Origin of the sequence: Aeromonas sp. sif2416 (assembly GCF_019218665.1) — a bacterium.
GTDB classification, from domain to species: Bacteria; Pseudomonadota; Gammaproteobacteria; order Enterobacterales; family Aeromonadaceae; genus Aeromonas; species Aeromonas encheleia.
This window is the reverse complement of the sequence record NZ_JAHUXC010000014.1, coordinates 77,656-99,364: the sequence shown is the minus strand read 5'-3', so window position 1 is coordinate 99,364 and position 21,709 is coordinate 77,656. Positions and strand designations below refer to the sequence as shown.

Genomic DNA, 21,709 nt, shown 5'->3' with positions numbered 1-21,709 from the left:
CCGGATGACGAGACAGGCAGGCCGGCGCCTCTCGAGCCAAGTACTCGTCTTTCACTATGATGGCGCTCAGCATGGCATTGCCTCCGGATCCGGCAGATAGAAACAGACTTCGGTGCCGGGTTCCAGCCGCCTGAGCTGCAACCCGTCCCCGTACAAGAGTTTGACGCGCTGATGCACGTTCATCAGGCCTATGCTGCGGCTCTCCACCCGGCCGGCGGCCACCCCGTCGATCACCGCCTGGCTGATGCCATAACCGGTGTCGCGCACCGCCACCCGGATGCCGCCTGCCAGCTGCCTCACCTCTATGGTGACCCGGCCCGGGGCGCTGCGGGGCTGGATGCCGTGCAGTATGGCGTTCTCCACCAGCGGCTGCAGCAGCAGGCAGGGCACCTGGATGTGCACATCGTCCACCTCGAACACCACCTCCAGCTTGTCGCCGAAGCGGGCCTGCTCGATGGCCACGTAGTCGCGCACCTGCTGCAGCTCCTCCTGGATGTCGATCAGCTCGTCCCCCTTGTTGAGGTTGTAGCGCAGGTAGTCCGCCAGGTTGGCGATGAGCTGGCGTGCCTGCTGGGGGCGAATGCGGATCAGCGACGAGATGGCGTTGAGGGCGTTGAACAGGAAGTGGGGATTGATCTTGCTCTGCAGCGCGGTGAACTCCGCCTTGCGGGTCATCTCCTTGAGCTGCTCGATGCGCGACACCTCCATCTGGGTGGAGATGAGCTGGGAGAGACCCACCGCCATCTCCCGCAACGAGCTGGTGATGCGGTGGGTGCGGCGGTAATAGATCTTGAGGGTGCCGCTGACGGCGCCATTCTCCCGCAGCGGGATGATGATGACCGAGTGGAAGTCGGACAGGTGATACTGACGCAGATCGTTGTTGATGATGATCTGATCCAGCAGCACGGCCCGCTGGGTCATGTCACTGATGGCGTGGTGCTCATCCAGCTCGTAGTAATCCTTGCCTACCCCCACATAGGCCAGCACGTCGCGGGTGTCGGTGATGGCCACCGCATCGGCATGGATCTCGTTGCAGATGACGCCACACACCTGACCGAGGGAGTGACGATCGACCTTCTGGAAAAACGGCAGCGTCTTGTTGGCGATGTCGAGGGCCAGCTTGGCCTGCTTGGCGGCGATCAGCTCCTTCTCGTCATCCAGATCCTGCACCAGCTTGATGATGAGGCCGATACAGAGCGCCCCGGCGATCATCGGGTAGGCGATGTGGCTGACGATCTCCACCCCCACCTCATGGGGTTCGGTCAGCAGCCAGATCAGCAGCATGGTCAGCCCCTCGCACAACATGCCCGCCAGTATGCCGTACAGCCAGAGCCGGGACTTGCGGCAGTTGAGGTGGATCCAGGTGGCCAGCAGGCCGGCGATGATGCTGGCGATGAGGCAAGGGATTGAGGTGTTGCCATCCATGTCGATGAGGTAACGGTGCAGGCCGGAGATGACCCCGGCCGGGATGCCGACCCAGGGGCCGAACAGGATGCCGCCCGAGATGATGGCGATGATCCGCACGTTGATGAGCGCCCCCTCCACCTGGATGCCGGTGTAGGTGCTGAACACCGCGAACAGACCGAAGATGGCCGCGACCAGCACCAGCTCGGCCGGGGTGTGATCCCGCTTCTGGAACAGGCGCTGGAACGGGCGGGTGCGGGTCAGGAAGAACAGGGTCATCAGCATCAGGGCCGCCCGTTCAAACACCGCCAACAACATCATCTGATTTTCGAGCATGGGCCCTCCGACCAATGGCCACGAGGGGCGCACTATAAAATGTATCAGTCCCCGGGCGGCTGACGCCGATCGGGCCGGGGCATTATCAGGCTGGTGAGCGGCATCCCGCACCGGCCTCCCCCTTGGGGCGCGCTAGTTTACCTCAGGCGGGCGCCCAAGGGAGCATAGGGATGCAGAATGGCCGGCCGCGCTCATCTTGCAAGATGAGCGCGGCCGCAGGACGGGATCAGGAGGAGATGGTCGCCAGGCGCGCGGCGAAGCCCATGAAGAAGAGGCCGATCAGACCGTTGCCCAGCCTGGCGAGGCGCACCTTGCGTGCGAAGAAGCGCGCCATCAGGGTACCGCCGAAGATCAACAGGGTGAGATAGACGAAGCTCATGGCCTCCAGCATGCCGGCCAGTACCAGGTAGGAGAGCCAGGTGTGGGCGTAGTTGAAGTCGATGAACTGCACGAAGAAGGAGACGTAGAACAGGATCGCCTTGGGGTTGGTGAGGCTCAGGGTCAGCGCCTTGCCGAAGTAGTTTTCCCCCTGTACCGACTCGCCGTGGGCCGCCCCCTGTTTGGCGATGAAGTTCGCATGGAGGATCCTGATCCCCAGATAGAGCAGGTAGATGGCGCCGAGATAGCGCACCAGGGTAAACAGCAGCGGGGTGGTGCGAATGAGGGAGGCCACCCCCAGATAGGCACAGAAGATGAGGATGGCATCGCCGACGAAGACCCCGAGGGCCGCCCGATAACCTGGGCCTATGCCACGGGTGGCGCCGGTGCGCAGCACATAAATGGAGTTGGGGCCCGGCGCTATGATGATGAAGAACAGCCCGATCAGATAGGTCCAGACGTTGATAACCCCAAAACTTTCAAACATATACTCCCCCGATGCGCGAAGGGGCCCGGTCAACCGGGGTCCTTCCCAGATGATTAAAGTACGACCGTCCTATACTAAGCCTCCGCCAGCAAAGCACAAGTGCGCAACAACAGGGTGATGATCGGTCATAGACCCGGCAGCCGCACCACAGGGCGCGAACCAGGCTGTCGCCCCCTCGCCGACGAAGTGGAGGTGGGCGTTCATTCCATTCATTTTTGCTATGTCCAGACGGGCCAGGATCGGGCATGTTAGAGCGATACCCAGGACAGCAGAAACACTACCTCATGGAAAAGACCCTCAGCACCGATGCCCCTCTCACCGCGCAGCCCTCGGCCGATGCCCTGAACAGCACCACTTACCCGGTGATTGCCGCGATCAGCTTCTCGCACCTGTTGAACGACATGATGCAGTCGGTGTTGCTGGCCATCTATCCGCTGTTGAAGCTCGGACTCAACCTGTCGTTCGCCCAGATAGGCCTGATCACCCTCACCTACCAGTTCACGGGCTCGCTGTTGCAACCGCTGATCGGCCTCTACACCGACCGCAGGCCCATGCCTTATTCGCTGCCACTCGGCATGGGTTTCACGCTGCTCGGCCTGCTCTCGTTGTCCCAGGCGGACAGCTTTGGCGCCGTGTTGCTGTCGGCGATGCTGATCGGCATGGGCTCGTCTGTCTTCCACCCGGAATCCTCGCGGGTCGCCCGCATGGCGGCCGGCAGCCAGCCCGGGCTGGCCCAATCGCTGTTCCAGATCGGCGGCAACCTGGGGTCGGCCATAGGCCCGCTGCTCGCCGCGCTCATCATAGTGCCGCAGGGACAGGGCAGCGCGGCCTGGTTCTCGCTGTTCGCGCTGATTGGCGTGGTGGTGCTCAGCTTCGTCGGCCGCTGGTCCAGCCATCACGCCGCCAACTTCCACAAGCGGATGAAGGCCCATGCCGGCAACGGCCTGAGCCGCCACCAGATCGGCTGGTCGCTGGCCATCCTCGGCCTGCTGATGTTCTCCAAGTTCTTCTACATGACCAGCCTGAGCAGCTATTACACCTTCTACCTGATGGACAAGTTCAGCCTCTCCCTGGACAGCGCTCAGTTCCATCTGTTCGCCTTCCTCTTCGCCGTCGCGGCGGGCACTGTGCTCGGTGGGCCAGTCGGTGACCGCATCGGCCGCAAGCGGGTGATCTGGATCTCCATCCTCGGCGTCGCCCCCTTCACCCTGCTGCTGCCCCATGTCGACCTGTTCTGGACCTCGGTGCTCTCGGTGATCATCGGCCTGATCCTGGCCTCCGCCTTCTCCGCCATCCTGGTCTATGCCCAGGAGCTGGTCCCCGGCAAGGTCGGCACCATCTCAGGCCTGTTCTTCGGCTTCGCTTTCGGCATGGGGGGCATAGGCGCCGCCCTGCTGGGCCAGCTGGCCGACGCGACCAGCATCGAAACCGTGTACCAGGTGTGCGCCTACCTGCCGCTGATCGGGCTGCTGACGGTGCTGTTGCCGACGATCAGGAAGGGCTGATCGGCCCGCTGGCGTCCGCTCTGGCTAGCGCGAACGGGAAGGTCGATGCGACCCATCATGGGTGCTGGAGAAGGAGTCTGCCTTGCGGGATGGCGCTCGAGGGCCACATCGTGGCAGGGAGGGAGCAGGCCGCTCCGAAGATGACATCAGTGTGAAAACGGCCTGAGGCGTGCAGAGGCGACACCATCAGGCCGTTCGATGCGGCAGCCGGAGCTTCGACCTAGCGTGCTCGTCAGCAGTACTGACCGGCCACCCAGCCGGAGGACCAGGCCCACTGGAAGTTGTAGCCACCGAGCCAGCCGGTCACGTCCACCACCTCGCCGACGAAGTAGAGACCGGGCACCTTGCGCGCCTCCATGGTCTTGGAGGAGAGCTCGTTGGTATCCACCCCTCCTAGCGTCACCTCGGCGGTGCGATAGCCTTCGGTGCCGTTCGGCAGGATCTGCCAGTCCCCCAGCAGGCTGGCGATGGCCTCCAGCTCCCGCTCGTTGTACTGGCGCATCGGTTTGTTGCTGAGTTGCCCCAGCTCCACCAGCTTGTCGACGAAGCGCTTGGGCAGCTCGCGCCCGAGCACGGTTTTCAGCTCCTGAGCCGGGTGGGCCAGCGCCCAGGCCTTGAGAGCCGCCGGGATATCCAGCTCAGGCAGCAGGTTGATGTGGATCTTCTCCCCCGCCAGCCAGAAGGAGGAGATCTGCAGTATGGCCGGGCCGGAGAGGCCGCGGTGGGTGAACAGCATGGCCTCCTTGAAACAGGTGCCATCCTCGGCGGTCACCGCCACCGGCAGGCTGACCCCGGCCAAGTCGGCAAACGCCTCCTTCTCGGCCTGGTGCAGGGTGAAGGGCACCAGCCCGGCGCGGGTGGGCAGCACATTGAGGCCGAACTGCTCCGCCAGCTTGAAGCCGTAGGGGGTGGCGCCGAGTTTCGGCATGGAGAGGCCACCGGTCGCCACCACCAGGGATTGGCAACCGATCTCGCCCTTGCTGGTCTCGAGCAGGAAGCCGTCATCGTTCTTGCTGACGCTCAGGATCTCGGTCTGGCACTGCAGGGTCACCCCGGCCCAGTCGCACTCGGTGAGCAGCGCATCGACTATCTCTTTCGCGCTCTCGAGACAGAAGAGCTGCCCCAGGGTACGTTCGTGGTAATTCACCCCGTGCCTGTCCACCAGCTCGATGAAATCCTGCTGGGTGTAGCGCGCCAGCGCCGACTTGCAGAAGTGCGGGTTACCCGAGAGGAAGGCGTGGGGACCGGCCTGATGGTTGGTGAAGTTGCAGCGGCCACCGCCGCTGATCAGGATCTTGCGACCCGGCTTCTTGGCGTTGTCGAGCAACAGCACAGAGCGACCCCGATATCCCGCCTGGGCCGCACACATCAAACCGGCCGCACCGGCCCCGATCACCACCACATCCACTTGCATCATCACTGCCTTATTCGCTCGGCGGCCAAAAGGGCCCTAAACAGAAAGAACCGTCATGGTATCCGGCGGAAACGACTGTGGTTTCCTGCCTGAACTAATAGAAAACGGCTCACAACAAAAGCGCCGTCATGGCAGCCCGGCAGAAATCTCATGCCAGAACCAATAGAAAACGGCCCGTAAAAGGGCCGTTATTGTACTGGCTGAACACTAAGTGTCCACGACTATCAGGCGTTGCCGTCCATGACGCTGGCGGGTGCACCCTTGGCCAGCTCGGACAGCTCCTTGTCGATGAAGTAGAGGCCCTTGCCATCCTCGCCCACCAGTGACAGGCGGTCGACGATGCTCTTGAACAGCTTCTCTTCCTCGTGCTGCTCGGCCACATACCACTGCAGGAAGTTGAAGGTGGAGTAGTCCTGGGTGGTGAAGGCCACGTGGGCCAGGCCGTTGATGCACTTGGTGATGTGGTATTCGTGCTCCAGGGTGGTGCGGAAGATGTCGCCGAGCGAGTTGAACTCGTGGGGAGGCGCCTCGATCGCACCCAGTATCGGCATGGCACCTGTCTCGCTCACGTAGGTGAACAGGCGCTCCATGTGCTGGCGCTCCTCGACGGCGTGCTGGCGCAGGAAGTTTGCCGCCCCTTCGAAGCCCTTGTCCTCACACCAGGCGCTCATCTGCAGGTAGAGATTGGAGGAATAGAATTCAAGATTTATCTGCTCGTTCAACTTCTCGATCATGGCTTGGGCCAACATGATGATTCTCCACGGTGATTTGGTCACAATTGTCGCCACTGTTGTACCACGAATCAACCATCCGCATGGGTCGGGTATCGCAGTTGTGACCATAGTCCCTCTCATCCTGACCCCCATACAGGCATGGATAAGCAAAGAAAGATGGTGTACCCGGACCCAGCCTCTATGATGGCGCCAACGGTCAGGAAGAAGATGCAATGAGATTGGTGATGGCACTGGCACTGCTCTGGATGACCCAGTTGCAGGCCGCTCCCCTGTTGGAAGAGGCTGAATTGCAGGCGGCGCGCGATCCCGCCGGCTATCTGCAGCGCCTCAATGCCAAGCCGCGGCCAGACATGGAGCTGTTTCACGCGAGATCCCTGGCCAAGGCGGCCCTCGGGTACTACCCCGAGGCCCTGCTCGACAACGCCCGCGCCCGCGGGCTGGCCACCGCCCGCCAGGAGACGCTGCGCCTGCTGGACTTCCGGTTGCAACAGGTGGCGCTCACCCTGGACACAGAGGCGCCGCAGCAGGCCCTCCGCCTGCTGAGCCAACTCCAATCCAGTGTCAGGGGTCATCCGGCCCAGGAGTCGGAGTGGCACGCCCTGAACGGACTCGCCCTCTATCGCACCCAGCGCCTGAAAGAGGCCATCGCCGAACTCAAGACCGCCTTCCGGCTCAAGCAGCAGATCCCCGCCAGCCCCCTTGCCGGGCTGCAATTCGCCCGGCTGATGATGACCCTAGGCAACCTCTATGCCGACCTCAGCCTCTATCAGGAGGCCGAAGGCTATTACCGGGATGCGCTGCAGCAGATGGTGCAACTGGACGAGCCCAACAGCCAGGCCATCATCAGGGCCAACATGGCGCGGCTCTATATCGACATGGATCGCCCCATCCAGGCGAGCCAGTTGCTCGACGGCCTGCTGGCGACCCCGGATCTGGCGCCGGACTATCGCGCCATCGTACTCGGCTATCAGGCCATGGCCCTCAATGCGCAGGAAAAATGGCACGCCGCCTGGCGCAGCCTGGACGAGGCGCAGGCCATCTATCAGCGGCTCGGCTACCCGCAGGCGGGCTCCCGCCTGACCGAGACCCGGGCCAGGACGCTGCAGGGCCGTGGGGAGAAACAGCTGGCATTGCAACTGCTGACGGCCCAGGCCAGCCCGGTCACCATAGACGGCAAGGCGCTGCAGGCCAGGCTGCTGGCCGATCTGGGACGCTATCCCGAGGCCTATAGGGTGATGCGCGAATACATGCACGACTACAAACAGCACTTCAACCAGACCCTGAGCCAGCATGCCAGCGCGTTCCAGGCCGAGATGGAGCTGACGCGCAGCGAGGCCAGCAACCGGGCGCTGCAACAGGAGAACGAACGCAGGCGCCAGCAACTGCTGTATCAACAGAGCGCCCGCAACTACCAGCTGCTGCTGGTCGCGCTGCTGGCCGGCGCCCTGATCCTGCTCGGGTTGACCACTCACCGGCTGCACCGCAACTCACGCCATCTCTACCGGCTCGCCACCTTCGATCAACTGACCGGACTGCCGAATCGACGCGCCTTGCTGGAGCGGTTGTCGCAGCAGTGGCAACTGAACGAGCCGCTGACCCTGCTCATCATCGACATAGATCACTTCAAGCAGATCAACGATCGCCACGGCCACCAGACCGGTGATCTGGCGATCCAGCGGCTGGCACAGGAGCTGAAACACTGGGCGCCCGATCTGCAACAGATCGGGCGCTGGGGAGGTGAGGAGTTTCTGGTGGCCATGTCGCAGGACGGCGCCACCTGCCGGCACCATGCCGAGCGGCTGCGGCACAGGATAGAGCAGCTCGATGCCCCGCGCATGACCATCAGCATAGGGGTGGCGGAGCGCTCCCCCGCCGATGACAGCCTGCATCAGCTGATCCACAGGGCCGACATGGCCATGTATCAGGCCAAACGCCAGGGGCGCAACCAGAGCATACTGGCCCCCTCCCCCGACCAGCCGTCCCCACTGACCAGCAGCGTCGCCTGACGCGGGACTATCCGGTCAGGTCGGCAAATGGGAAGGCGCTCAGGGCGTCAGCTCAGTCAGCGCAGACTCGTTGACCGGCGCCCCGTAGTCGACCTCGGCCAGCTCGAAGCCATTGAGCTGCATGAAGTCTCGCCGCAGCCCGGCAAAGTCCCCGAGGGTATGGAAGTTATCCGGCGTCACCTTGGACCAGAGTGCAGAGACCGCCACCTGAATGGCCGGATCCAGCTCATGGTCATCCATCCGGATCAGCCGGTTGCCATCGGCCACCACCCCGCGCGGCCCATACATCTTGCTGGCGAACAGCCGCTGCATCTGCTCGATGCAACCCTCGTGCACTCCGCGCTCCTTCATCACCCCCATCAGCAGACCGAGGTAGACCGGCAGCACCGGTATATAGGCGCTCGCCTTGGTCACCAGCGCCTTGCACACCGACACCCAGGCGTGGCCGCCGAGCTGGGCCAGCTGCAGGTTGATGGCCTCGGCGGTGGCGTGCAGGTGCTCCTTGGCGTAGCCGATGGTGCCATCCCGGTAGAGGGGATAGGTGGACTCCGGACCTATGTAGGAGTAGGCCACCGTCTGGACGCCGGGGGCGAGGCAATCGGCCTGCTGCAGCGCCTGCAGCCAGAGCTGCCAGTCCTCGCCCCCCATCACTGTGACGGTATCGCGGATCTCCTCCGGGGTGGCGGGCGCCAAGGATTGCTGCACCAGACTGTCGTGCTCCAGATCCAGCCCCCAGCCACTGAATGGCTGGCCCGTGGTCTTGAGCACGGAGCGCACCTGGGTGCCATCGGCCAGCAGCCGGATGCCGCTCGCCAGGGAATAGACCACCAGATCCACCTGCCCCAGCTGCTGGCGGATGCTGGCGATGGCCTGCTGGCGCATGGCATCCGAGAAGGCATCCCCGATCAGGTTGACGGCGATGCGCCCCTCCTGCTCCGCCGCCTGGCGAAACCAGATGTTGTTGTACCAGCCCGCGCTGCCGATCCCCTTGTCGGACGGCCCCCGCTCGAACGAGACGCCTATGGTGTCGGCGCCGGCACCGAAGGCCAGCGCGATGCGGGAGGCCAGCCCGAAACCGGACGAGGCCCCCAGCACCAGCACCCGCTTGGGCCCGCTGAAGGGGCCAGCCGCCTTGACGCTGGCGATCTGCTGCGCGACGGCGGCGCGACAACCGATGGGGTGGCAATTGCGGGCGACGCAGCCCTGGATCTGGGGTTGAATGATCATGAATGGATCTCCGAGGGAACTGGCTACAGCATAGCCATGAGACGGCAGATTACCTTGATGTCAGGGGGGATTGGGCACAGAAGGGCGCAGAAAAACAAGAGGGAGCACCAGGCTCCCCAAAGCGGTATTCAGATGCTTTTTATTGTTTTGTGTTCATTGCGAAGTACGGGCACATCCTATTCCCCTCCCTCTTCGCCGGCTGTGACCGGCTTCAAATTCCTGCTCAATATATGCGCGACTTTTCATAAAGGGCGGCAACATAGGCGTGCGACAAATCCATTCAAATCCCGAAACTGTGGCGACGCCGCCGTTTTAGTTTCATCAGACATTGGTATAGTTAACTCAGGATCAGTGAGGAGAACTCCCATGAGTGGAACCTATTACAAACACGTACTGGCCGCGATCGACCTGTCGGAAGATAACCGCAAGGTGATCGAGAAGGCGGTCGACCGGGCCCGCTCCAACGGCGCCAAGTTGTCGGTGATCCACGTCGACGTGGACCTCAAGGATCTCTACACCGAGATGATCGATATCGACATCGACAACGTGCAGGATCAGGTGATCGCCGAGGCGAAGGAGAAGCTGGAAGCCTTCCTCGCCTCGGTGGACTACCCCATCGAGAAGAAGCTGGTGATCTGCGGCGATCTGAGCGAACGGGTCAACCAGGCGGTCAAGGATTACCAGATAGACCTGCTGGTGTGCGGCCATCGCCAGAGCTTCTGGAGCCTGCTCACCTCCAGCGCCCGTCAGCTGATGAACACTGTGCCCTGCGATCTGCTGGTCGTGCCCTTGCAGAAGTGAGCAAACGAGCGTAGCTTGATTGGCCATGAATATGACCTCGTTCAATCACAACTACTGGTGGTGCTGCCCATAAACAGGCGGCACTGCTTTTCTATGTAAGATTTCCCAAAGAAAACACCGTGACCGCCGAGAGGCGGTCATTGTTTTTATCCCTTTGTCGCCTCCCGGCCCACCCCACTGGAGAGAGTGACATGCACAACCCCATCATACTGACCGGCGACCGCCCCACCGGCAGACTGCACATAGGTCACTACGTCGGCTCCCTGCGCCAGCGCGTGGAGGCCCAGCACCACTACCGTCAATTCGTGATGATCGCCGATCTGCAGGCGCTGACCGACAACGGCCACAACCCGACCAAGGTCACCGACAACGTGCTGGAGGTAATGGCCGACTACCTGGCCGCCGGCCTCGATCCCGCCAAGACCACCTTCTGCCTGCAGAGCGCCCTGCCCGCCCTCGCCGAGCTCACCTGCTACTACCTCAACCTGGTCAGCGTCGCCCGACTGGAGCGCAACCCCACCGTCAAGGCGGAGATCCAGCAAAAAGGGTTCGAGCGCAGCCTGCCGGCGGGCTTTCTGGTCTACCCGGTCAGCCAGGCCGCCGACATCACCGCCTTTCGCGCCACCCATGTGCCGGTGGGCGAGGATCAGCTGCCCATGCTGGAGCAGACCAACGAGATAGTGCGCCGCTTCAACGGCCTGGTGGGCAAGGAAGTGCTGACCGAGTGTCAGCCCATACTGAGCGACACCGGCCGCCTGCCCGGCATAGACGGCAAGGCCAAGATGTCCAAATCCCTCGGCAACACCATAGAGCTCGGCATGTCGGCGGACGAGATCAAGCGAGCGGTTTATGCCATGTATACCGACCCCAACCACCTCAGGCTGAGCGATCCGGGTCAGGTCGAAGGGAATACGGTGTTCGCCTATCTGGACGCCTTCCACCCCGACAAGGCGCTGGTGGCCGAGATGAAGGCGCACTACCGGCGTGGCGGGCTGGGTGACATGCGTTGCAAGCAGGTGCTGGATGACTGCCTGCAGAGCCTGCTCGCCCCCATGCGGGCGCGGCGCCAGGCTGCCAGCGCCGACAAGGGGCAGCTGCTGGCGTTGCTGCACCAAGGGACGCTGCAGGCCCGCGTCCTCACCGACGAGGTGCTGGCGGAGGTGAAGGGAGCCATGGGGCTGGATTACTTCGCCGGGTTGCGCTGAGCCGGGGTGCCCAGCGCGGCCTCGCCATAGCGCTCGAAGGCGAGCCGATGCAGCAGGCCCTTGAACCAGCCGATCGCCTCGTCGTGAGCGCTGAGGGGGTGGCCCGCCATCAGGTAGACGATGGGGATGGCGGGCTCCAGCTGGTGCAGCCGCAGCGGATAGTGGCGGCAGAAGTGGCGCCCTATCATCTCGGGCACCACCACCAGGTAACGGCCGGTCGCCATCAGCTGCGGCACCGCCATAAAGCTCGGCAGCCTCACCCCCAGTTCCCGCGCCACCACGAACCTGGCCAGCCAGAGATCCACCATGGCCTGGCTGTGACCCCAGCTGGAGGTATGGATGTGGGGGCGGCTCACCAGCTCGGCGGGCCCCAGCGCATCCGGCAGCGCGCTGCCGAGCGGTGACAGGCAGACCAGGGGATTGGTGAACCAGGACTCGCGCCACAACCGGGGGGAGAGATGATTGGCGTCGGCAAAGCCGATCACCAGATCCAGCTCCCCCTTCTCCAGCTCCCGCTCATAGTCGCTGTCTGCCAGCTCGCACACCTCCAGCCGGCAGGAGGGCGCCTGCTGCACCATGCGCTCCACCAGCACCGGCACCAGGCCGTGCTCCACCGAGCCCGGGGTGGCGATGCGAAAGACCCGCTGCGCCGTGGCGGGATCGAACCCCTTCGCCTGGCGCAGGCCCTGCTCCAGCATGGCCAACGCCTGACGCACCGGCCCGGCCAGTGCCTTGGCGCGCTCGGTGGGCATCATCTCCCGCCGGCTCATGACGAACAGCGGATCATCCAGCGCCTGGCGCAACCGCCCCAGCGCATGGCTGACGGTGGACTGGGAGAGGTGCAGCCGCTCGGCGGCACGGGTGACGTTGTGCTCCTGCATCAGCATGTCGAACACGGTGAGCAGATTGAGATCGAGGCGGGAGAGGGGGAGTTCCATCGATATTGGCCATAGTTGAATGACTACAATTCATTTTTGGCATAGTAGCAGATTGCATAGAATGCGCGGGCAAATTACATCGGAGATTAAAATGCGTAGCTATCTGTTGTTGCTGGCGATCGGCCTGTTGTGGGGCTCCCAGTTCATTTTCATGCATCAGGCCGTCGCCGAGCTGCCCCCCATCATGGTGGCCGCCGGACGTGCCGTGTGCGGCAGCCTGACCCTGGGTCTGCTCTGCCTGTTCATGCGCCTCAAGAGCGAGCACACGCCGTGGCGCACCTATATGATGATCGCCCTGCTCGACGCTACCATCCCCTTCATCATGGTGGCCTGGGGCCAGCAGTATGTGGATAGCGCCATCGCCGCCGTGGTCATGGGTTGTATCCCCTTTGTGACCATTCTGGCTGCGCCCCTGTTTATTTCTGGTGAAAGAATCACCAAGGGCGGCCTGATCTCCGTGGCCGTCGGCTTCGTCGGCGTGCTGGTGCTGTTCTGGCCGAAACTGGCCAACGGCATGAATGCCGGCCTGCTCGGCTCCATCGGCATACTGTTCGGCGCCAGCTGCTTCGCCATCGGCCTGCTGATGATCAAGCGCTTCGCCAAGGACCACCCCGTGGTGGTGGCCCGCAACATCCTGATCTCCTCCGCCGTGCAGCTGCTGCTGGCCGCGCCCTTCGTGACCGATCTGAGCGCCCTCACCCTGCCGAGCCAGCATGCCATCGGCGCCGTCGCCGTGCTGGGCGTGTTCTGTACCGGCCTGGTCTACTTCCTCTACATGGCGTTGATCCAGAAGGCGGGCCCGACCTTCGCCTCCTTCAGCAACTACCTGGTGCCGCTGTTCGGCGTCATGCTGGGTGCCCTGTTCCTCGGCGAGCAGATCCAGTCCACCACGGGTGTGGCACTGGCGCTGATCCTGGGTTCAGTGGCCCTCAACCAGTGGGCCCAACAGCGCCGCACCCAGCGGGAGGCGACCCCATGTCAGGCATCCTGACCACCCTGTGTGGCGGTCTGGTGCTGATTGCTGGCTGGCAGTATCGCCACCGGCTGGCCGGCGTGCTCGGCCTGCTGATGCTGACCCTGCCCTGGTTCTTCGACAGCAAGCTGCAGGCCATGCTGAGCTATGCCCTAAGTGCCTGAATACCCGTTTCTGAATGTGTGACGAGAGTGTATCTCTCCTGTTTTTTGGGACCGTTTTAAAAAACCTCCGATTCGTCCCCGCTACCGGCGCTCTGCGCCGGTTTTTTTATGGCCGCGTTTTGATGGCGGCACCGGGCTCGGCAATGGCTCGGCTCGTGCCTGCCTGGGCCGCGCTAAACAGCAAGCCCCTCAAGATGAACTTCAACCCGGCTGCACAGCTGGCTGCACGCCATAGCGGTAGTCGAGCCGCTCGTTCTTGCGTGGGCCACGGATCTCCCAGTTGAGCAGGAAGCCTCCCTCCTGGCGGGGGCTCAGCTCGGCGCTGTAGTGGTCCTGACCGCAGAGGTGCGGCTCGGCGGTGAGCCAGCGCCCATCCGACTGGGGTAACAGCTCGAACAGCAGGACCGGGGCCTCATGGCGCAGGTGGGAGAGAGAAATCCCCCGCTCGCCGCGTTGCCACCAGAAGCTGTTGTGCATGGCGAGCACCCGGCCATGGGGCGTGGTGTAGCGCCCCTGCTCCGTAAACAGCCAGCCTCCCTGATGATCGGTCACCCGCACCTCCCCCTCGCCACGGCCGTTCCAGTCGGTCGCGGAACCGGCCCCGTTACTCGCCTCGAAGGCAAAAGCTCCGATCTGTGGCAACTGTTCCCATAAACGCTGGATCGCGGCTTCCAACTCGGCCATCATAGCGCCCTCCAAAATTGACAACTGACGACAATTCAATCACATGAACTACTTGATAGGGGTCACCCTGCTCTGGTCCTTTTCCTTCAGCCTGATCGGGGTCTACCTCGCCGGCCAGGTGGATGCCTACTTCTCCGTGCTGACCCGCATCGCCCTCGCCAGCCTGGTGTTCCTGCCTTTCCTGCGCCGGCGCTGGCTGCGTCCCGCGCTGGTCATCAAGCTGATGGCGCTCGGCGCCATCCAGCTCGGCATCATGTACCTGTTCTATTACCACTCCTTCCTGCTGCTGACGGTGCCGGAAGTGCTGGTGTTCACCATCTTCACCCCCATCTATGTCACCCTGCTCCACGACATGCTGGAATCCAGATTCAAGCCCACCTATCTGTGGGGGGCCCTGCTGGCGGTGCTGGGCGCGGCCGTCATCCGCTTCGATGGCCTGACCGAGAACTATGTACTGGGGTTTCTGGTGGTGCAGGGGGCCAACCTCTGCTTCGCCCTTGGGCAGGTGGGTTACAAGGTGCTGCTGGCGCGTGAGGCACAGCAACCGCCCCAGCTGGCGGTGTTCGGCTGCTTCTACCTCGGCGCCCTGGCCGTCGCCCTGCCCGCCTGGCTGATGCTGGGTCAGCCCCAATATCCGAGCACCAACCTGCAATGGGGCATACTGCTCTGGCTGGGGGTGGGGGCATCCGGGCTGGGTTACTTCCTGTGGAACAAGGGCGCCACCCTGGTCAGCAGCGGCGTGCTGGCCATCATGAACAACGCCCTGATCCCGGCCGGCTTGCTGGTCAATCTGGTGCTCTGGGGCAAGGATACCGACCTGATCAGGCTCAGCCTGGGTGGCCTGCTGATGCTGGCCTCCCTCTGGATCTGCCAGCGTCAGCCGGCGCGTAGCGCGAACTGACGATCAGCCGACCGCCAGGCCCGCTGATGCAGGTCCTCTTTGGACCCACCGGTGTCAGCGGGTGAGTGAGCGCTGACTAAAAATCAACCTATGACGGTGTTGTGCTCCCGTCTGGCCTGGCCGTGGCAGGAGGCCAGCCGGGCCAGCAGGTGATCGATCTGCTCGGCGGGCTGGCTCTGCACCAGCCCGATGCTGACGGTCACCGGCCGCTCCGGCAGCAGGCTGGCGTCGGCAATCTCCATCCGCAGCCGCTCGGCGATCTCCAGGCCGCTCAGGCGATCGGTCTGTGACAGCATCAGGATGAAGCCATCCTCGTCCCAGCGGGCGAAGGGATCTTCCCGTCGCAGCTCGTGACGCACTATGCGGGCCAGTTTCGCCAGCATGGCGTCGCAGGCCGCCTCGCCAAACAGCTGCAATATCTTGCTGCGGTGATCCACGGTGAACTGCAGCAGGCAGAAGTTGCCACTCTCGCCGGCCAGCCGCTCATCCAGCAGCAGCTCGAAGTGACCGCGGCTCTCCAGGCCGGTGAGCGGATCGGTATCGTGGCGATCGCCCAGCGGGGGTGCCGCCGGATCGAGGTGACGCACCACCCCCAGCAGATGACCCTGCTCGTCGCTGCGCACCCGCTCCTCCAGCCGGACATAATGGCCCTGATGGTGCAGGATGCGGTACTCGAGCCGCAGCCCGTTGCTGTGGCCCCCCTGACAGGCGCGGATGGCCTCCTCCAGCCGGGCGGCATCGTCCGGGTGTACCCGTGCCAGCCAGCCGAGATCGTCCAGCCCACACTCACCCAGCCCCAACAGTTGCAGGCAGGAGGGATCGCGCCTCAACCCCTGCTCGACCGACCAGGTCCAGATCCCGGCCTCCAGCAGTGCCATGGCCTCCGTCACCAGGGCCATCTCAAGCCGGGCCACGGCCTCTACCCAGGGAGTCTCATACCTTTCCATCACACGCCTCGACACCGGATTTGAATCGCAGCTCAATAAGTAGCATTGGCGCCAGTGCCGAGCAACAGGCTGGGCCCGCTTTTCCCTGATGGCCCGCCACCAACGTCTACACCGAGTGAAAGCCTGTATGCAATTGGGGCTTAACCAGCGAGCCCCTGATAGCCCGCCATCAGCGCCTGCCAGTTCTCCGGCACGAAGTGGAAGCTGGTGTGCAGTTGGGACTCTTTGTTGAAGGAACGCAGCAGCCGCTCCAGGTTCGCCTGCTGCCAGCTGCCGGGGGAGCGGATGGCGCCCTTGTCGAAATCGATCACCCACACCTTGCCATCCTTATCGAGCAGCAGGTTGTGGCTGTTGAGATCGGCGTGATAGACGCCGGCATCGTGCAGCTGGCGTACAGTCTGGCCCACCCGGTGCCACACCTCGCCGGCGATGGCGCCCTGCTTGAGCAGCGCCACCAGATCCTTGGCGCCACGGATGCGCTCGATCAGGATATCGGCGCGATAGAAGGGACCCTGCTTGGCCATGCGAGCCGCAAACGGACGCGGCACCGGCAGACCCTGCTCGCTCAGCTGGGCCAGCAGGCGATATTCGGCCATGGCGCGGCTCGTCTCCACCCCTTCGAACCAGAAGCGATCCCGCACCACCTTGCCCACCAGGCCTCCGCGGTAGTAGTGGCGCAGCACCAGATGACGGGACTCATCCTTCACAAACCAGGTCACCCCGCGACCGATGGAGGAGCCCACCACCTGGCGGTGCGTCTGCCACCAGGCCGGGTCGAACAACGCAGGGGAAGGGTCACGAAAGGCCCCTTCGGCATACCAGCAGATCTGGTTATGGGCGGTCTGTGTCAACATCATGAGAATTCCGATCGGTAGATGGGCGCAATTTTACAATCCACAAGGGAGTTTGCATAATGCCATCCATCCATTTTGCCACCATTGCGCCACATCATGCCGTTGTTCCAAACGCCGCCCTCTTCCATCTGCATCCTGCGGCTCTCCGCCATCGGGGATTGCTGCCACGCACTGGCGCTGGTGCGCGTCATTCAACGGGCATGGCCCGAGACCCGCATCACCTGGATCACCGGGAAAATCGAGGCGACGCTCTTCTCCGATCTGCCCGGGGTGGAGGTCATTGCCTTCGACAAGAGCCAGGGCTGGCGCGGTTATCGCGCGCTGTGGCAGACCCTCAAGGGGCGCGAGTTCGATGCCCTGCTCCACCTGCAGGCCGCCCTGCGGGCCAGCATCGCCACCCTCGGCATCAAGGCCAAAGTAAAACTCGGCTTCGATAAGGAACGTGCCAACGACGGCCAGTGGCTGTTCACCAACCACAGGGTGCCTTCCCCCGCCTCCCCCCATGTGCTCGACGGCTTCCTCGCCTTCGCCGCAGAGCTCGGCATCCGGGATCTGACCCCGGACTGGCAACTGCCCATCAGCGCCGAGCATCAAGCCTGGGCGCGGGAGAAGATTGGCGGCAAGCCGACCCTGCTGATCTGCGCCGCCGCCAGCAAGGCGTTCAAGAACTGGACCGCCGAAGGCTATGCCGCCCTGGCGGATCACGCCGCCAGCAAGGGCTTTCAGGTCTATCTCTGCGGCGGCCCCGCCAAACTGGAGCTGGAGCTGGCCGCCGACATCCAGCGACTGAGCCTGAGCCAGCCGGTCGATCTGGTGGGACAGACCAACCTCAAGCAACTGCTGGCGCTGATCGCCGAAGCCAGCCTGGTGCTGGCGCCGGACACAGGCCCCATCCACATGGCCACCCTGGTCGGCACCCCGGTCATCGGCCTCTATGCCCATCACAATCCGGCGCGCACCGGCCCCTATCTGTGCCGCGACTATGCGGTCAGCGTCTACCAGGAGCTGATCGAGCAGGAGACCGGCAAGCCCCTGGCCGAGCTGAGCTGGCGTACCCGTCTCAAGGATCCGGACGCCATGAGCAAGATAACGAGCGAGCGGGTCATCGCCACCTTCGATCGGCTCTGCGCGGATCGCCAGCTGCCCAACTGAGGGGGAACTCGGAAATTCCGATCCATGAGGCTGGGATAATCTGATGGCCCTCCCCTCCCGGGCGAGGCAGAATGCGGGCTGTGGGTAACGCTCCCGCAGCAAGCTACGAATACTTTGATCGGCTGGAATATGATTCCGGCCGTTTTTTTATCCGCCGTCATCTGCTAACATTTGCCGCCTTTACATCCCCCTGATTCTGATTTTTCCGTGTTTTGCGATCGACTGTCTCCCTTCTGGGCACAAGACGGCGGTCTCTGCTACAACCAAAACACTGTCATCGCTTAAAGGTACAGACATGGCGCAACAAGGCACTCTCTACATCATATCTTCTCCGAGCGGGGCCGGTAAATCCAGCCTGATCAATGCCTTGCTGACCAACCATAACGATGCTGGCAAGATGCAGCTGTCGGTCTCCCACACCACCCGCGCCATGCGTCCCGGTGAAGAGAACGGGGTGCACTATCACTTCGTGCAGGTGGAAACCTTCAAGGAACTGATCGCCCGCGGCGATTTTCTGGAGTGGGCCGAGGTGTTCGGCAACTACTACGGCACCTCCCGCGCAGCCATCGAAGCCTGTCTGGCCCAGGGCATAGACGTCTTCCTCGATATCGACTGGCAGGGTGCCCGCCAGATCCGCGAGCTGATGCCGACCAAATCCATCTTCATCCTGCCCCCCAGCCGCCAGGAGCTGGAGCAGCGTCTGATCGGGCGCGGCCAGGACAGCGCCGAGGTGATTGCCGGCCGGATGGCGAAAGCCATTGCCGAAATGGTGCACTATGACGAATATGACTATGTCATTATCAACGACGACTTTGAGCAGGCGCTGTTCCAGCTCAGGGCCATCATCGAGTGCCAGCGGCTGGAAATGCACCAGCAACAGCGGGCCCAACAAAACTTGCTGCAACAGTTACTGGCAGAATAGGCCGAAAACAAGTAAACTTTTGCGTCATTTTTAAACACCGCTTTTCTAACCATAGAAAGCCTAAACACTGGAGTCCTGCATGGCACGCGTTACTGTAGAAGATGCTGTAAAACAGGTAGGTAACCGTTTTGACCTGGTGCTGGTCGCCGCGCGCCGCGCCCGTCAAATCGCGGTACAAGGTAAAGATCCCCTGGTCGACGAAGAGAACGACAAGCCGACCGTGATCGCCCTGCGCGAGATCGAGCTGGGTCTGGTGAACAATCAAGTGATGGACACCCAGGACCGCTACGAGCAGCAAGAGCAGGAAGCCGCCGAGCTGGCTGCCGTTGCTGCCATCGCCGAAGGCCGCGGTTAAGTAATTCTTCCGGTTGGCACCCGCCCGGGTGCCGACTTCTTCCCATTTACAACCGCTCGAAAACCTCGCAAACTCAGAGGCATACCCTCAATTCCACGGATTGCCGTTTCACCGCTGCGGGGACTGTCTTGTATTTATTTGAAAACCTTAAAGAAATAGCCAGTTCCTACCTGCCATCCGAGCAGGTTGAGAAGCTCAGGCAAGCCTATGTGGTGGCCCGTGATGCCCACCAGGGACAGATGCGTTCCAGCGGCGAGCCCTACATCACCCACCCGGTTGCCGTGGCCCGTATCCTGGGCGACATGCGTCTCGATCATGAAACCCTGATGGCGGCCGTGCTGCACGACGTCATCGAAGACACCCCGGTCACCAAGGACGATCTGGCCGAGCTGTTCGGCAAGGCCGTCGCCGAGCTGGTCTCGGGCGTCTCCAAGCTCGACAAGCTGAAGTTCCGCGATCGCAAGGAAGCTCAGGCCGAGAACTTCCGCAAGATGATGATGGCCATGACCCAGGATATCCGGGTCATCCTGATCAAGCTGGCCGACCGCACCCACAACATGCGCACGCTGGGCTCACTGCGCCCGGACAAGCGCCGCCGCATCGCCCGCGAAACGCTGGAGATCTTCGCCCCCATCGCCAACCGGCTCGGCATCCACACCATGAAGAACGAGCTGGAAGAGCTCGGCTTTGAGGCGCTCTACCCCATGCGCTCCCGGGTGCTGCGGGAATCGGTGCGCCGCGCCCGCGGCAATCGCCGCGAGATCATCGACTCCATCCAGAGCGAGATTGAGGGTCGCCTGCGCGAGGCCGGCATCGACGCCCAGGTCAGCGGCCGCGAGAAGAACCTGTTCTCCATCTACAACAAGATGGAGAAAAAAGAGCTGCAATTTCATGAGGTAATGGATATCTACGCCTTTCGCGTCAGGGTGAAGGACATAGATACCTGTTACCGGGTGCTGGGGCAGATGCACAGCCTCTACAAGCCGCGCCCCGGCCGCTTCAAGGATTACATCTCCATCCCCAAGACCAACGGCTACCAGTCGCTGCACACCTCCCTGGTGGGGCCGCACGGGGTGCCGGTCGAGGTGCAGATCCGCACCGAGTTCATGGATCAGATGGCCGACAAGGGCGTCGCCGCCCACTGGGCCTACAAGCAGGATGGCGACAGCTCGGGCACCACGGCCCAGATCCGCGCCCAGCGCTGGATGCAGAGCCTGCTGGAGTTGCAGCAGAGCGCCGGCAGCTCGTTCGAGTTCATCGAAGGGGTCAAGACCGACCTGTTCCCGGACGAGATCTATGTCTTCACCCCGGAGGGCCGCATCATGGAGCTGCCCGCCGGCGCCACCCCGGTGGACTTCGCCTACACGGTGCACACCGACATCGGCCATGCCTGCGTCGGCGCCCGGGTCGACAGACACCCCTATCCGCTGAGCAGCCCGCTGCACTCGGGCCAGACGGTGGAGATCATCACGGCGCCGGGTGCTCGTCCCAATGCGGCCTGGCTCAACTTCGTGGTGACCACCAAGGCGCGCTCCAAGATCCGCCAGTTCCTCAAGAACCTGCGCACCGAAGAGTCGGTGGTGCTGGGTCGCCGCCTGCTCAACCATGCGCTCGGCGTCAAGAACATCGAAGACATCCCGGAGCCGCGCATCAAGCAGGTGCTGGCCGACACCAAGCACGAGAACCTGCAGGGCCTGCTGGCCGACGTCGGTCTCGGCAACGCCATGAGCGTCATGGTGGCGCGCCGCATGCTGGGGGATGAGCTGCCGCCGGAAGAACAGCCGAAGTCCAGCAGCAAGAAGATGCCGATCAAGGGGGCCGACGGCATGCTGGTCACCTTCGCCAACTGCTGCCGCCCGATCCCGGGGGATGCCATCATCGCTCACCTCAGTCCGGGCAAGGGGCTGGTGATCCACCAGGAGTCCTGCCGCAACATCAAGGGCTACAGCCGCGAACCGGACAAGTACCTGCCGGTACAGTGGGAAGTGGACCAGGAGCAGGAGCAGGAATTCCGCACCGGTATCAGCATCGAGATCATCAACCATCAGGGGGCGCTGGCGGAGCTGGCCAACGTGATTGCCGCCACCGGTGCCAACATCCACGCCATCAGCACCGAAGAGAAGGATGGCCGGGTCTATCTGGTCACCCTGCTCATCACCACCAAGAGCCGCATCCATCTGGCCAACATCATGCGCAAGATCCGCGTGATGCCCAACGTGCTCAGGGTGAGCCGACAGAAGAACTGAACACAGGCGGCGCAAGCCGCCTGCTGCTTTTATAGAGACAACCCATGACTCCCGAACGCTTTAAACGGATCTCCGA

Annotated in this window: 20 protein-coding genes; 11 read left to right on the top strand and 9 right to left on the bottom strand. The window is 63.0% G+C overall.

The window, feature by feature from the left end; genetic code table 11:
* Positions 1-66: 66 nt before the first annotated feature.
* Both KW821_RS19505 and leuE read right to left on the bottom strand, forming a co-directional pair.
* On the bottom strand, positions 67-1,740 hold the full coding sequence (locus KW821_RS19505) for a sensor histidine kinase (protein ID WP_042651529.1): 1,674 nt from the start codon (positions 1,738-1,740) through the stop codon (positions 67-69).
* A gap of 226 nt (positions 1,741-1,966) precedes the next feature.
* Positions 1,967-2,605 (bottom strand): leucine efflux protein LeuE, encoded by a 639-nt coding sequence (gene leuE / locus KW821_RS19500; RefSeq protein WP_218292589.1) that lies wholly within the window; start codon positions 2,603-2,605, stop codon positions 1,967-1,969.
* Positions 2,606-2,889: 284 nt separating this feature from the next.
* On the opposite strand from leuE, the gene KW821_RS19495 reads away from it, so the two are divergent.
* Positions 2,890-4,110, top strand: a complete 1,221-nt coding sequence (locus KW821_RS19495) for an MFS transporter (protein WP_218292588.1) — start codon at positions 2,890-2,892, stop codon at positions 4,108-4,110.
* Between the two features lie 232 nt (positions 4,111-4,342).
* Here KW821_RS19495 and KW821_RS19490 read toward each other — a convergent pair whose 3' ends face one another.
* Together KW821_RS19490 and ftnA are read right to left on the bottom strand one after the other, a co-directional pair.
* The gene (locus KW821_RS19490; protein ID WP_218292587.1) at positions 4,343-5,527 is read right to left on the bottom strand and encodes an NAD(P)/FAD-dependent oxidoreductase; all 1,185 of its coding nucleotides are present in this window, start codon (positions 5,525-5,527) and stop codon (positions 4,343-4,345) included.
* Positions 5,528-5,748: 221 nt separating this feature from the next.
* Positions 5,749-6,273, bottom strand: a complete 525-nt coding sequence (gene ftnA / locus KW821_RS19485; RefSeq protein ID WP_042651533.1) for a non-heme ferritin — start codon at positions 6,271-6,273, stop codon at positions 5,749-5,751.
* Between the two features lie 209 nt (positions 6,274-6,482).
* On the opposite strand from ftnA, the gene KW821_RS19480 reads away from it, so the two are divergent.
* On the top strand, positions 6,483-8,264 hold the full coding sequence (locus KW821_RS19480; protein WP_218292596.1) for a GGDEF domain-containing protein: 1,782 nt from the start codon (positions 6,483-6,485) through the stop codon (positions 8,262-8,264).
* Between the two features lie 39 nt (positions 8,265-8,303).
* On the opposite strand, the gene fabV is transcribed toward KW821_RS19480, so the two are convergent.
* The gene (gene fabV, locus KW821_RS19475; RefSeq protein WP_218292586.1) at positions 8,304-9,491 is read right to left on the bottom strand and encodes an enoyl-ACP reductase FabV; all 1,188 of its coding nucleotides are present in this window, start codon (positions 9,489-9,491) and stop codon (positions 8,304-8,306) included.
* Between the two features lie 366 nt (positions 9,492-9,857).
* Here fabV and KW821_RS19470 point away from each other — a divergent pair, with 366 nt between their 5' ends.
* Together KW821_RS19470 and trpS are read left to right on the top strand one after the other, a co-directional pair.
* On the top strand, positions 9,858-10,292 hold the full coding sequence (locus tag KW821_RS19470; protein WP_042651537.1) for a universal stress protein: 435 nt from the start codon (positions 9,858-9,860) through the stop codon (positions 10,290-10,292).
* Between the two features lie 191 nt (positions 10,293-10,483).
* On the top strand, positions 10,484-11,497 hold the full coding sequence (gene trpS / locus KW821_RS19465; protein WP_218292585.1) for a tryptophan--tRNA ligase: 1,014 nt from the start codon (positions 10,484-10,486) through the stop codon (positions 11,495-11,497).
* Here the strand turns inward: trpS and KW821_RS19460 are convergent.
* Positions 11,476-12,435, bottom strand: a complete 960-nt coding sequence (locus KW821_RS19460) for a LysR family transcriptional regulator (protein WP_218292584.1) — start codon at positions 12,433-12,435, stop codon at positions 11,476-11,478. The two genes, trpS and KW821_RS19460, sit on opposite strands and share 22 nt — an antisense overlap.
* A 91-nt stretch (positions 12,436-12,526) precedes the next feature.
* On the opposite strand from KW821_RS19460, the gene KW821_RS19455 reads away from it, so the two are divergent.
* The gene (locus KW821_RS19455; protein WP_218292583.1) at positions 12,527-13,426 is read left to right on the top strand and encodes a DMT family transporter; all 900 of its coding nucleotides are present in this window, start codon (positions 12,527-12,529) and stop codon (positions 13,424-13,426) included.
* Positions 13,411-13,572 carry a hypothetical protein gene (locus KW821_RS19450; protein ID WP_082030184.1) on the top strand — a complete coding sequence of 54 codons (162 nt, stop codon included), beginning with the start codon at positions 13,411-13,413 and terminating at the stop codon, positions 13,570-13,572. The genes KW821_RS19455 and KW821_RS19450 overlap by 16 nt, the downstream gene beginning before the upstream one ends.
* 201 nt (positions 13,573-13,773) lie before the next feature.
* Here KW821_RS19450 and KW821_RS19445 read toward each other — a convergent pair whose 3' ends face one another.
* On the bottom strand, positions 13,774-14,256 hold the full coding sequence (locus KW821_RS19445; protein ID WP_218292595.1) for a DUF6314 family protein: 483 nt from the start codon (positions 14,254-14,256) through the stop codon (positions 13,774-13,776).
* Positions 14,257-14,299: 43 nt separating this feature from the next.
* Between KW821_RS19445 and KW821_RS19440 the strand changes: the two genes are divergently transcribed.
* Positions 14,300-15,157 (top strand): carboxylate/amino acid/amine transporter, encoded by an 858-nt coding sequence (locus KW821_RS19440; protein WP_218292582.1) that lies wholly within the window; start codon positions 14,300-14,302, stop codon positions 15,155-15,157.
* Between the two features lie 83 nt (positions 15,158-15,240).
* On the opposite strand, the gene KW821_RS19435 is transcribed toward KW821_RS19440, so the two are convergent.
* Together KW821_RS19435 and KW821_RS19430 are read right to left on the bottom strand one after the other, a co-directional pair.
* Complete coding sequence (locus KW821_RS19435) at positions 15,241-16,104, bottom strand: sensor domain-containing diguanylate cyclase (RefSeq protein WP_218292581.1); 864 nt, start codon at positions 16,102-16,104, stop codon at positions 15,241-15,243.
* A 140-nt stretch (positions 16,105-16,244) separates the two neighbouring features.
* Positions 16,245-16,958, bottom strand: coding sequence for a 3-deoxy-D-manno-octulosonic acid kinase (locus KW821_RS19430; RefSeq protein WP_218292594.1), 714 nt, complete (start codon positions 16,956-16,958; stop codon positions 16,245-16,247).
* Positions 16,959-17,054: 96 nt separating this feature from the next.
* On the opposite strand from KW821_RS19430, the gene KW821_RS19425 reads away from it, so the two are divergent.
* The 4 genes from KW821_RS19425 to spoT all read left to right on the top strand — a co-directional run bounded on the left by KW821_RS19425 (position 17,055) and on the right by spoT (position 21,633).
* The gene (locus KW821_RS19425) at positions 17,055-18,110 is read left to right on the top strand and encodes a glycosyltransferase family 9 protein (protein WP_218292580.1); all 1,056 of its coding nucleotides are present in this window, start codon (positions 17,055-17,057) and stop codon (positions 18,108-18,110) included.
* Positions 18,111-18,405: 295 nt separating this feature from the next.
* On the top strand, positions 18,406-19,032 hold the full coding sequence (gmk, locus tag KW821_RS19420; protein WP_218292579.1) for a guanylate kinase: 627 nt from the start codon (positions 18,406-18,408) through the stop codon (positions 19,030-19,032).
* Between the two features lie 79 nt (positions 19,033-19,111).
* Entirely contained in the window at positions 19,112-19,387 is a 276-nt protein-coding gene (rpoZ, locus tag KW821_RS19415) for a DNA-directed RNA polymerase subunit omega (RefSeq protein ID WP_005307060.1), read from the top strand.
* A gap of 128 nt (positions 19,388-19,515) precedes the next feature.
* Positions 19,516-21,633 carry a bifunctional GTP diphosphokinase/guanosine-3',5'-bis pyrophosphate 3'-pyrophosphohydrolase gene (gene spoT, locus KW821_RS19410; protein ID WP_042651544.1) on the top strand — a complete coding sequence of 706 codons (2,118 nt, stop codon included), beginning with the start codon at positions 19,516-19,518 and terminating at the stop codon, positions 21,631-21,633.
* The last annotated feature ends 76 nt before the right edge of the window (positions 21,634-21,709 follow it).